Annotated in this window: 10 protein-coding genes; 4 read left to right on the top strand and 6 right to left on the bottom strand. The window is 61.1% G+C overall.

What is annotated here, in order from left to right:
- The first annotated feature begins 13 nt into the window (after positions 1-13).
- The 3 genes from RSO67_RS17340 (at position 14) to RSO67_RS17330 (ending at position 2,333) form a co-directional block, all read left to right on the top strand.
- Positions 14-1,222, top strand: a complete 1,209-nt coding sequence (locus RSO67_RS17340) for a divergent polysaccharide deacetylase family protein (RefSeq protein ID WP_315839868.1) — start codon at positions 14-16, stop codon at positions 1,220-1,222.
- A 105-nt stretch (positions 1,223-1,327) separates the two neighbouring features.
- Positions 1,328-1,831 carry an RNA pyrophosphohydrolase gene (locus RSO67_RS17335; protein WP_068730156.1) on the top strand — a complete coding sequence of 168 codons (504 nt, stop codon included), beginning with the start codon at positions 1,328-1,330 and terminating at the stop codon, positions 1,829-1,831.
- Between the two features lie 7 nt (positions 1,832-1,838).
- Positions 1,839-2,333 (top strand): RNA pyrophosphohydrolase, encoded by a 495-nt coding sequence (locus tag RSO67_RS17330; protein ID WP_315839867.1) that lies wholly within the window; start codon positions 1,839-1,841, stop codon positions 2,331-2,333.
- 43 nt (positions 2,334-2,376) lie between these two features.
- On the opposite strand, the gene RSO67_RS17325 is transcribed toward RSO67_RS17330, so the two are convergent.
- The 5 genes from RSO67_RS17325 to RSO67_RS17305 form a co-directional block, all read right to left on the bottom strand.
- Entirely contained in the window at positions 2,377-2,784 is a 408-nt protein-coding gene (locus RSO67_RS17325; RefSeq protein WP_315839866.1) for a F0F1 ATP synthase subunit epsilon, read from the bottom strand.
- A 156-nt stretch (positions 2,785-2,940) separates the two neighbouring features.
- Entirely contained in the window at positions 2,941-4,383 is a 1,443-nt protein-coding gene (gene atpD, locus RSO67_RS17320; RefSeq protein WP_315839865.1) for a F0F1 ATP synthase subunit beta, read from the bottom strand.
- Positions 4,384-4,459: 76 nt separating this feature from the next.
- Positions 4,460-5,335 (bottom strand): F0F1 ATP synthase subunit gamma, encoded by an 876-nt coding sequence (locus tag RSO67_RS17315; protein ID WP_315839864.1) that lies wholly within the window; start codon positions 5,333-5,335, stop codon positions 4,460-4,462.
- 122 nt (positions 5,336-5,457) lie between these two features.
- The gene (gene atpA / locus RSO67_RS17310; protein WP_315839863.1) at positions 5,458-6,993 is read right to left on the bottom strand and encodes a F0F1 ATP synthase subunit alpha; all 1,536 of its coding nucleotides are present in this window, start codon (positions 6,991-6,993) and stop codon (positions 5,458-5,460) included.
- Positions 6,993-7,553: a F0F1 ATP synthase subunit delta gene (locus RSO67_RS17305; RefSeq protein ID WP_315839862.1), complete on the bottom strand. Its 561-nt coding sequence runs from the start codon at positions 7,551-7,553 to the stop codon at positions 6,993-6,995. The genes atpA and RSO67_RS17305 overlap by 1 nt, the downstream gene beginning before the upstream one ends.
- Before the next feature lie 694 nt (positions 7,554-8,247).
- Between RSO67_RS17305 and RSO67_RS17300 the strand changes: the two genes are divergently transcribed.
- Positions 8,248-8,739 carry a septal ring lytic transglycosylase RlpA family protein gene (locus RSO67_RS17300; RefSeq protein WP_092141086.1) on the top strand — a complete coding sequence of 164 codons (492 nt, stop codon included), beginning with the start codon at positions 8,248-8,250 and terminating at the stop codon, positions 8,737-8,739.
- A 189-nt stretch (positions 8,740-8,928) separates the two neighbouring features.
- Here the strand turns inward: RSO67_RS17300 and RSO67_RS17295 are convergent, their stop codons facing one another.
- Positions 8,929-11,127 carry a primosomal protein N' gene (locus tag RSO67_RS17295; protein WP_315839861.1) on the bottom strand — a complete coding sequence of 733 codons (2,199 nt, stop codon included), beginning with the start codon at positions 11,125-11,127 and terminating at the stop codon, positions 8,929-8,931.
- Positions 11,128-11,179 lie beyond the last annotated feature (52 nt).

Raw genomic sequence — 11,179 nt, 5'->3', positions numbered from 1 at the left:
ATTCGGGAGATTCATGGCAGTGTCGGCGGACGATCTAAGCGCCCCGCTTGGACAGAAATCGAAACGTAAGCGTCAGTTCCGGCTGCCTTTTTCCGGAACGCAGGCGCTTGCCACGATTCTCGCCCTGCTGCTGCTCGGCTTTCTCGGTGTTGCCATCTTCAATAACAACCCGATGGGTGGCGAGCCGGTAGCGCGCGTAGCGATCAAAGCGCCTGCCGCGACCGATAATGAGAAGGTCGCCGCCAAACCGCCGGTCGAGGTCAAGCACGGTACGCCCGAGACGGCCAAGGCGCCTGAGGCTCCCGGTCAGAAGACCATCACCATCATCGACGGCTCCAGTGGCGCTCGTAAGGACGTCGTGGTGTCCAGTGAGGGCTCGGACAGCGCCGCGGTTGATGCACCGCCGCCGGTCATGACGGGTATCGATCAGAAATTGTTGGAGAAATCTCGCCACGGTCTAGTGCCGATCGCCATCGGCGCGCTGAAGCCCGTGACGGCCTATGCCGCCGGTTCCGAGGCCGAGCGCGCCAGGGCGATGAAGACGCCGAGCATTTCCATCGTCATTGGCGGCCTCGGCGTCGGTGCAGCCAAGACTACCGATGCCATCATGAAGCTGCCGCCGGCCGTAACGCTCGGCTTCACGCCCTATGGCTCGGATCCCGGCAAGCTGGTCGAACGCGCCCGTGCGCAGCGCCACGAGGTGCTGCTGCAGTTGCCGATGGAACCGTTCGACTATCCCGACAACGATCCGGGCCCGCAGACGCTGTTGTCCTCGGCTACAGCCGAGCAGAATCTCGATCGCATGATGTGGCACATGAGCCGCTTCCAGGGCTATGTCGGCGTCGCCAATTTCATGGGCGCGCGCTTCATCGCCACTGACACGGCGATGCAACCCATTGCACGTGAGGCCAGCAAACGCGGGCTTGCATTGTTCGACGATGGCTCGACGCCGCGCAGCGTTGCCGCCGCAGCCGCCGAAGGGCAGGGCATGCCCTTCGCACGCTCCGATGTTGCCATCGACGCGGTGCCGACCTCCGCAGACATCGACAAGGCGCTGGCGCGGCTCGAGGGGCTGGCCAAGGAGCGTGGTGTGGCTGTCGGCGTCGCTTCGGCGCTGCCGATCTCGATCGAACGTATCAGCGCCTGGGCGAAAACCCTTGAAAGCCGTGGGGTCATGCTGGTGCCATTGACAACCGCGATGCTGAAATCAAAATCAAGCTAGCGTCTTTGGGCTAGGGTGAATTTGGCACGGCCGAATCGCTGCGATTCAGCAAGGTCGAATTGCTGCGTAAAGAGTGCTCGAACGGACGCGAGAGGCATTGACGGAATGGCGCGCTACGAAGACCTGCCCTATCGAACTTGCGTCGGAATGATGCTGATCAACCCGCAGGGGCTCGTCTTTATCGGCCGACGTGCCGGCGGTATCGAGCACGTCGATGACATGCATGTCTGGCAGATGCCGCAGGGCGGCGTCGATCCCGGTGAGGACACCTGGGAGGCAGCCAAGCGCGAGCTCTATGAAGAAACCAGTGTCCAATCGGTCGAGAAGCTCGGCGAAGTGCCGGACTGGTTGATCTACGACATTCCCCGCACGGTGGCCGGGCGGGCCTGGAAGGGTCGCTATCGCGGCCAGCGGCAGAAATGGTTCGCTGTGCGCTTCACCGGCGATGACAAGGAAATCAACGTCACGCATCCGCCCGGTGGCCACAAGGCCGAGTTCATCAATTGGCGCTGGGAGCCTATGAAGAACCTTCCGGAGCTGATCGTGCCGTTCAAGCGCCCCGTCTATGAGCGGGTGGTGAAGGAATTCGCCGGTCTGGCGGACGGTTAGCGCCGGAATGACGGATAACCGCCCCTATCGTCCCAATGTGGGCGTCGCGCTGTTCAATGCCGACGGCAAAGTTCTGATCGGCCGCCGTTTCAAGGATGATGGGCCAGAGATCATCCTGCCGGGCCTGGAATGGCAGATGCCTCAGGGTGGTATCGATCCCAACGAAGATCCTCGCATCGCCGTAATGCGCGAATTATGGGAAGAGACCGGCGTCAGCCATGCCGACTATCTCGGCGAGACCGGCTGGATGACCTACGACTTCATCCCGTTCGAGAATCCCAGCCATCGCTTTGCGCAGTTCCGCGGGCAACGGCAGAAGTGGTTTGCACTGAAATTCACCGGGGATGATGCCGAAGTCGATCCGCTGACGCCGCGTAACGGTCAGCCGGCTGAATTCGACGCCTGGCGCTGGGAGCGGCTGGATCGCGTCGCGGATCTCGTGGTGCCGTTCCGGCGGGAGGTCTATCGCGCCGTGGCCGAGAGTTTTGCGAAATTTGTCTGAGGCGAAGCCCTGACGAAACGAAGCGCTATCCGGGCTATAGCGCTCAGTGCATCGCCGTCGAGGTCACGTGCTGCTGGATGACCTTGAAGTGGTCGATGCGCTCGATAGCGCGGTCCAGCGCGGAGCCTTCCTTCTCGGCCAGCTTTTCTTCCATCTCGGCGATCTGGCCTGCGAAAGCTTCACGGTCGAGCTCTTCTATCGAAGTCGCGACCTCGGCCAGCACAGTGAGGCCCTTGTCGGACACTTCGGCGAGGCCGCCGAGCACGATGATCTTCTGTTGGGTGCCGCCGGCCGTCACGATCATGATGCCTGGACGAAGCGCAGCTACCAGCGGCGCATGACCGGCCATCACACCGAGATCGCCAGCGACGCCGGGGATATCGACCTGATCGACTTCGCCTGCGAAAGCGAGCTTTTCCGGCGAGACGAGATCGAAATGAAAGGTAGCCATGTCGTTATCCGCTGACTGCTCCCTCCCCCTTGCGGGGGAGGGTTGGGGAGGGGGTTATCACGAGCGAAGGCGCTTGCGGCACCCCACCCCGGCGCAAATGCGCCGACCCTCCCCGCCTAGCGAAGCTTTGCTTCGCGCGGGGGGAGGGTAAGAACTTTATGCCGCTTCCGCAGCCAGCTTCTTGCCCTTCTCGACGGCTTCTTCGATCGCGCCGACCATGTAGAAGGCGGCTTCCGGCAGGTGATCATACTTGCCTTCGACGATCGCACGGAAACCCTTGATGGTGTCGGCGAGTTCGACGAACTTGCCCGGCGAACCCGTGAAGATTTCAGCGACGAAGAACGGCTGCGACAGGAAGCGCTCGATCTTGCGGGCGCGGGCCACCGCCAGCTTGTCCTCTTCCGACAGTTCATCCATGCCGAGAATGGCGATGATATCCTGCAGCGACTTGTACTTCTGCAGCACCTGCTGAACCATACGAGCGGTCTGGTAGTGCTCTTCGCCAACGACCAGCGGGGACAGCATGCGCGACGTCGAGTCGAGCGGATCCACCGCCGGGTAGATGCCCTTTTCCGAGATCGCACGGTTCAACACGGTCGTTGCGTCCAAGTGGGCGAACGAGGTTGCCGGCGCCGGGTCGGTCAAATCGTCGGCCGGAACGTAGATGGCCTGCACCGAGGTGATCGAACCCTTATGTGTGGTGGTGATGCGCTCCTGCAGCGCGCCCATGTCGGTCGCGAGCGTCGGCTGATAACCCACCGCCGAAGGAATACGACCGAGCAGAGCGGACACTTCCGAACCTGCCTGGGTGAAACGGAAGATGTTGTCGACGAAGAACAGCACGTCCTGGCCCTGATCGCGGAAGTGTTCTGCGACGGTCAGACCTGACAGCGCGACGCGGGCACGGGCGCCTGGAGGCTCGTTCATCTGGCCGAACACGAGAGCGCACTTCGACTTCACGGCCGGATCCGGATTGTGCGGGTCGGCATTCACCTTGGACTCGATGAACTCGTGATACAGATCGTTACCTTCACGGGTACGCTCGCCAACGCCGGCGAACACCGAGTAGCCACCGTGTGCCTTGGCGACGTTATTGATCAATTCCTGAATGAGAACGGTCTTGCCGACGCCGGCGCCGCCGAACAGGCCGATCTTTCCGCCCTTTGCGTAAGGCGCAAGCAGGTCGACGACCTTGATGCCGGTGACGAGAATTTCAGCTTCAGTCGACTGGTCGGTATAAAGCGGCGCTTCAGCATGGATCTCGCGGAGGCCTTCCGCATCGATCGGGCCGGCTTCGTCGATCGGCTCGCCGATGACGTTCATGATGCGGCCGAGGGTGCCAACACCCACTGGTACCTTGATCGGCGTGCCGGTGTCGGTGACTTCCTGGCCACGAACCAGACCTTCGGTGGTGTCCATCGCGATGGTGCGGACGGTCGATTCGCCGAGATGCTGGGCGACTTCGAGAACCAGGCGGTTGTTGCCGTTCTTGGTCTCGATCGCGTTCAGAATGGCGGGCAGGTAACCTTCGAACTGCACGTCGACGACGGCGCCGATGACCTGTGTGATACGTCCGGTCTGGTTGGCGGGGCTAGCCATGAAAACTTCTCCTTAAACCTCAAGGACTCTGAAGTCCGAAACTTGAACGGCGGTCGGGTAGACCGGATTATTGCTGTTAGATCGCCTCGGCGCCGGAGATGATTTCGATCAGCTCCTTCGTAATCATCGCCTGGCGGGTGCGGTTGTAGATCAGTGTCTGCTTGCGGATCATGTCGCCGGCGTTGCGCGTGGCGTTGTCCATCGAGCTCATCTGCGCACCGTAGAACGAAGCATTGTTCTCCAGCAGCGCGCGGAAAATCTGTACCGCGAGATTGCGCGGCAGCAGGCCGTCAAGGATCTCATCCTCGGCGGGCTCGTATTCATAGGTCGGTGTCGGGCCGGCATTGGCAGCAGGCGCTGCGACTTCCAGCGGAATGATCTGCTGGGCGGTCGGAATCTGCGAGATCACCGACTTGAAGCGCGAATAGAACAGCGTGCAGATGTCGAACTGACCGTCATTGAAGAGAGCCAGAACTTTCTTGGCGATATCATCGGCATTGACGAAGCCGAGCTGACGCACGGAACGCAGTTCGAGATGACCGACGATCTGCTTGTCGAAGTTGCGGCGCAGCTGCTCGTAACCCTTGCGACCGACGCAGAAAAACTTGACCTCTTTACCTTGGTTCATCAGCGCCAGCGCGCGTTCACGCGCCAGACGGACGATCGAGGAATTGAAAGCGCCACATAGGCCCCGCTCGCCGGTGCAGACCAGCAGCAGGTGGACCTGATCCTTGCCGGTACCAACCAACAGCGCCGGGCCGGTGCCCGGTGTGGTCGCGCTGGCGATGCTGGCGATCACGGTATCCATCTTCTCGGCGTAAGGACGTGCAGCTTCGGCAGCGGTCTGCGCACGGCGCAGCTTCGATGCCGCAACCATCTGCATCGCCTTGGTGATCTTCTGCGTCGCCTTGGTCGAGGCGATGCGGACACGCATGTCTTTAAGTGAGGCCATTCTCAGTCCACCCCGGCGATCTAGCTAATCAGCTGATCGCGAACCTCTCGTTCGAAACGTCCGACCTCGTGCCGGACATCAACGTGAATGGCCGGCAATAAGCCGGCCATTCATTGGCAGTATTAAGCAGCGTAGGTCTTCGCGAAGCCTTCGACGACGGCCTTGAGCTGGGCGGCGACGTCATCCTTGAGATCGCGGCTGTCACGGATCGCGTTGAGGATCTCGACGTTCTTGCCGCGCAGCAGCGACAACAGGCCGTCTTCGAAACCGCGCACCTTGCTGACCGGAAGCGTGTCGAGATAGCCGTTGGTACCGGCCCAAATCACGGCAACCTGCTCTTCCATCTTCAGCGGCGAGAACTGTGGCTGCTTCAGGAGTTCGGTCAGACGTGCACCGCGGTTCAGCAGGCGCTGGGTCGAAGCATCGAGGTCCGAGCCGAACTGCGCGAAGGCCGCCATTTCGCGGTACTGCGCGAGCTCGCCCTTGATCTTGCCGGCTACCTTCTTCATCGCCTTGGTCTGCGCGGCGGAGCCGACGCGCGACACGGACAGACCGACGTTCACGGCAGGACGGATGCCCTGGAAGAACAGATCGGTTTCAAGGAAGATCTGACCGTCGGTGATCGAAATCACGTTCGTCGGAATGTAGGCAGACACGTCGTTGGCCTGGGTTTCGATGACCGGCAGCGCCGTCAGCGAACCATTGCCCTGGGAATCATTGAGCTTCGCAGCGCGCTCGAGAAGACGCGAGTGAAGATAGAACACATCGCCCGGATAAGCTTCGCGGCCCGGAGGACGCCGCAGCAGCAGCGACATCTGACGGTAAGCAACAGCCTGCTTCGACAAATCGTCATAGATGATGACGGCGTGCATGCCGTTGTCGCGGAAGAATTCGCCGATCGTGCAGCCGGTGAACGGCGCGATGTATTGCATCGGAGCCGGATCGGAAGCGGTCGCAGCGACGACGACGGAGTATTCCATCGCGCCCTGCTCTTCGAGCACCTTCACGAACTGCGCAACGGTCGAACGCTTCTGGCCAACGGCGACGTACACGCAGTACAGTTTCTGGCTCTCGGGAGCGCCAGCAACGTTCAGCGACTTCTGGTTCAGGATGGTGTCGAGCGCGATTGCGGTCTTGCCGGTCTGACGGTCACCAATGATCAGCTCGCGCTGGCCACGGCCGACCGGGATCAGAGCATCGACCGACTTCAGGCCGGTTGCCATCGGCTCGTTGACCGACTTGCGCGGAATGATGCCCGGCGCCTTGACGTCGACGCGCATGCGCTTGTCGGCCTGGATCGGGCCCTTGCCGTCGATCGGATTGCCGAGACCGTCGACAACGCGGCCGAGCAGACCCTTGCCAACCGGCGCGTCCACGATCGAACGGGTGCGCTTAACAGTCTGGCCTTCTTTAATTTCGCGGTCAGCGCCGAAAATAACGACACCGACGTTGTCGGTTTCGAGGTTCAGCGCCATGCCGCGGGTGCCGTTCTCGAATTCGACCATTTCGCCGGCCTGGACGTTGTCGAGGCCGTAGACGCGGGCAATGCCGTCGCCGACGGACAACACCTGTCCAACTTCGGAAACTTCAGCTTCCTGGCCGAAATTCTTGATCTGGTCTTTGAGGATCGCGGAAATTTCTGCGGCGCGGATGTCCATCAGCCTGCCTCTTTCATCGAGTGCTTGATCGAGTTGAGTTTGGTGCGAAGCGAGCTGTCCACCATGCGGCTGCCGAGCTTGACGACAAGCCCGCCGATGATGGACGGATCGACTTTCACGTTGAGCGCGACGTCCTTGCCCGTCACTGACTTCAGCGCGGTCTTGAGAGCGTCGAGATTCTTGTCACTGAGCGGCTCGGCGACGGTGACGTCAGCCGTAGCTTCGCCCCTGAACTTGGCGACCAGCGCGCGGAAGCCGCGGATCACGTCATTCACCGCGAACAAACGACGATTCGCGGTCAGGACACGGAGGAAATTGGCGGTGATGCCGGTAATTCCGGCCTTCTCCAGCACCGAAGCCAAGGCCTTGCCCTGAACCTCTGCGGCGAATACCGGGCTGCGAACCAGTCGCGCCAGATCGGCACTGTCGGCCAGCATCGCTGTGAACTTGTCGAGATCGGCCTTCACCGCATCGACGGACTTTTCGTCACGCGCCAGCTCAAACAGAGCCGTCGCATAACGACCGGACATTCCCGAAACCGACGGATCTTCTGCTGCCACGAATTGCGCTCTTCAGGCTGTCAAACTCGCAAGGGAATAACTATCGCCCGAATGTGGCGCCTAGCGATCCAAGTCCTTGGAATTCAAGCGGGACTTCGATTTTTAGGTCACAACAAAATGTCGTGACCCGTTCAAATCGCGGCTTTGCTAACATAGCCCGCGCGCTGGTGCAACGCGACGAAAGCGTTTGATGATGCCTTGTCGCAGGCCTTCGCAAAGAATCATTTCAGGGAGATATGACGCGCCAATCGGGTCGCTGACGGAGTGTTTCATCGTCCATCTCCGGGGCGGAATTTCTTATTCCGCATGACGGTACACGGTGCCGATTCTTTTGAATCACGCAACGGCGAGTGCGGTGAGTCCGCAATTGAAATCGCGGCGGGCAGCGCAGCGTGCGCGTTTCATGTCACCGTTTCGGGCTGCTTAACATTTACTTACCGAATGCTATCCATGCACGACGATCACTTAGCTATTCAGTATAGTTATGTAATGTGCAGTATATTTAATATTTAAAAATTCGTTAAAGCGGCTCATTAGGCATGTTCTGTTCCATCACAAGATATTTCATCTGGTCATGGAACGATTGCGTTGCCTATTTTACGCCTCATTACGTCGTCAAACGCTCAGCCAGTGAAATTGGGACGGGGGTCCACTTGCCACATTTGTGGCAATACTGTCTGAGGGACAACAACTTATGCTGCGTTACGGAAAATCGACGCTGGGCGCTATCGCCCGGCCGCGTACGGCAATCGCTGTCATGACTGCCGCTCTTGTTCTCGGGGGAACTGTTTCGGAGGCTTCGGCCAAATCCCGGCATCATCGCCATCACCACAAGCACCATCACGCCGCCAAGGCTTCGCCGTCGCTGTTCGATGCCAATGCGTCGATCGCGCCTTCCACCGGCGGCCGTAGCTTCTCGGGTGTTGCGTCTTATTACGGCAACGAGTCCGGCAGCCGCACCGCGTCGGGTCAGCGCTTCAATCAGAATGCGATGACCGCCGCGCATCGTTCGCTGCCGTTCGGCACCAAGCTGCGCGTGACCCATGGCGGTCGCAGCGTTGTCGTCACCGTCAACGATCGCGGACCGTTCATCCGTGGCCGCGTACTCGACCTGTCGAAAGGCGCAGCGAGCGCGATCGGTTTGACTGGCCGTGGCGTCGGCCGCGTCGTCGCGGAAGTCATGTAAGCAAGACTAACGCGTCGCGGTTCTGATCTTTCAAGTTCAGTAGCGTTGTGTGTGTATTGAGTAGAGTAAGCGTTGAGTAAAAGAGCCTGCTGTCATCAAATGACAGCAGGCTTTTTTGTTTTTGCGTTGTCAATTCACACCGTCATTCCAGGCTCGCTCGCAAGAGCGAGCCTTCCAGAATGACGAAGCTCAAAGAAAGCTCTGCGGATCGACATCGACTTCGAGCTTTAGGTTGCCTGTAGGTTTTGGGCCGTGCGCGAGCCAGTCGCGGAGATAGTGCGACAGGTCGACATTGCGCGCCGACTTCACCAGCAGTCGGAAGCGATAGCGACCTTTGATCACGGCGAGCGGCGCTTCGGCGGGGCCGAGCACCATGATGCGCTCGTCGATCGGTGCTACGGCGGCGAGCTTGCGCGCATAGCCCTCCGTGGTTGGCCGGTCGCCGCCGGAGATGATCAGGCTCGCCAGTCGGCCGAAGGGTGGATAGCCCGCGCGCTCGCGGGCCTCGATCTCGCTGGCGTAAAACGCTTCGCGGTCGTTTGCGATCAGCGCCTTCATCACCGGATGTTCCGGCTGATGGGTCTGCAGATAGCCGACGCCACGTCCCTGTTCACGTCCGGCGCGGCCGATGACTTGATTGAGCATCTGATAGGTGCGCTCCGCGGCGCGCGGATCGCCATTGCCGAGGCCCAGATCGGCATCGATGACGCCGACCAGATTGAGCCGCGGGAAGTTATGGCCCTTGGCCACGAGTTGCGTGCCGATGATGACATCGACACGGCCTTCGGCGATTTCGGCCAGTTCGGTCCGCATCGCATCGATCGAGGTGATGAGGTCGCTCGACAGCACCATGGTGCGCGCATCCGGAAACAGGCTCGCCGCTTCCTCCTGCAAGCGCTCGACGCCCGGGCCAACGGCGACCAGCGACTCTTCGGCCTGGCAATGCGGGCATTGATGCGGGCGATGCATCGAGAAGCCGCAGTGGTGACACACCAGCCGCTGGCGAAAGCGATGATCGACCAGCCAGGCATCGCAGATCGTGCAAGCGAAGCGATGTCCGCAGCCGCGGCATAGCGTCAGCGGCGCATAGCCTCGGCGATTCAGGAACAGGAGCGCTTGCTCCTTGCGCTCGATGGCGATCTGGATCTTTTCGGCGAGACGCGGCGCGATGAAGCGGCCGCGCATAGGCCCTTCGCGGCGCAAGTCGATCGCCTCGATATGCGGCATATGCTGGCCGCCGAAGCGCGATGGCAGCGCGATGCGCTGATAGCGCCCCTTACGCGCATTGACCTCGGATTCGACCGACGGCGTCGCCGAGGCAAGCACGATGGGAATTTTGGCGATCGACGCTCGCACCACTGCCATGTCGCGGGCGTGGTAATGCGCGCCTTCGTCCTGCTTGTAGGCCTGGTCATGTTCCTCATCGACGATGATCAGGCCGAGTTTCGCGTAAGGCAGAAACAGCGCCGAACGCGCACCGACGATGACATGGGCTTCGCCATTGGCGATCGACGCCCAGTTGCGCGCGCGGGTGCGCGGCGTCAGTTCAGAATGCCATTCCAGTGGTCGCACGCCGAAGCGTTTTGAGAAGCGCTCGAGGAATTGCCCCGTCAGCGCTATTTCGGGCATCAGGATCAGCACCTGTTCGCCGCGCTTGATCACCTCGGCAACCGCCTCGAAATAGACCTCGGTCTTGCCGGAGCCGGTGACACCGTCGAGCAAAGCGGCGTGAAAATCCCCCTTGGCGGCGAAGGTCCGCATCGCTTCGGCCGCGACGGCCTGGTCGTCTGAAAAGTCCGGTTCGGCGAAGGTGGGATCAGGCGCCGGCGGCGGCAGCGCGCGGGGCATGGCTTCAATCGCAAGCGTGCCTTCATCGACGAGGCCGTCGATTACGCCGCCGCTGACTCCGGCTTCCTTGGCGGCTTCGGATTTCGCATGCAGCAACCCGTCCGACAGGATCTCGATCAGCCGTGCGCGTGCGGAGGTCATGCGCTTCGGCACTTCGCCGACCAGGCGGACGCCCATGCGCACCCGCTCCGGGCCGAGGTGCTCGCCCATCCGCAGAGTCATCTTCATGACCATGCCGCGCGCGGACAAAGTGTAATTCGCCACCCAGTCGACCAGGCTGCGCAATTCCTGCTTCAGCGGCGGGACATCGAACTTTTCGCCGACTTCCTTGAGCCGGTTGTGCAGCCGCGGATCGGGATTGGCATTTTCTGCCCAGACCACGCCGATCACCTCGCGGGCGCCGAGTGGCACGCTGACGACATCGCCGGGCTGCAGATCGAGGCCACGAGGCACGCGATAGGAATAAGCCTGGTTCAGCGCGACCGGCACCAGCACGTCAACGACGCCAGACGATGTTTTGGTGCGCGCAGCTTCGTCCATCGGCGGAATCAGACTCGAAATGGGGTATCCGCTAACCTAAGCTCGCGGTGCG

Origin of the sequence: Tardiphaga sp. 709, assembly GCF_032401055.1 — a bacterium.
In the GTDB taxonomy this organism is placed as follows: Bacteria; Pseudomonadota; Alphaproteobacteria; order Rhizobiales; family Xanthobacteraceae; genus Tardiphaga.
This window is presented reverse-complemented; position numbering and strand designations above follow the sequence as displayed.

Excerpts from the sequence above, each read along its gene's own strand:
- RSO67_RS17340 (WP_315839868.1), top strand. The coding sequence starts at position 14 with ATGGCAGTGTCGGCGGACGATCTAAGCGCCCCGCTTGGACAGAAATCG.
- RSO67_RS17335 (WP_068730156.1), top strand. The coding sequence starts at position 1,328 with ATGGCGCGCTACGAAGACCTGCCCTATCGAACTTGCGTCGGAATGATG.
- RSO67_RS17330 (WP_315839867.1), top strand. The coding sequence starts at position 1,839 with ATGACGGATAACCGCCCCTATCGTCCCAATGTGGGCGTCGCGCTGTTC.
- RSO67_RS17325 (WP_315839866.1), bottom strand. The coding sequence starts at position 2,784 with ATGGCTACCTTTCATTTCGATCTCGTCTCGCCGGAAAAGCTCGCTTTC.
- atpD (WP_315839865.1), bottom strand. The coding sequence starts at position 4,383 with ATGGCTAGCCCCGCCAACCAGACCGGACGTATCACACAGGTCATCGGC.
- RSO67_RS17315 (WP_315839864.1), bottom strand. The coding sequence starts at position 5,335 with ATGGCCTCACTTAAAGACATGCGTGTCCGCATCGCCTCGACCAAGGCG.
- atpA (WP_315839863.1), bottom strand. The coding sequence starts at position 6,993 with ATGGACATCCGCGCCGCAGAAATTTCCGCGATCCTCAAAGACCAGATC.
- RSO67_RS17300 (WP_092141086.1), top strand. The coding sequence starts at position 8,248 with ATGCTGCGTTACGGAAAATCGACGCTGGGCGCTATCGCCCGGCCGCGT.
- RSO67_RS17295 (WP_315839861.1), bottom strand. The coding sequence starts at position 11,127 with ATGGACGAAGCTGCGCGCACCAAAACATCGTCTGGCGTCGTTGACGTG.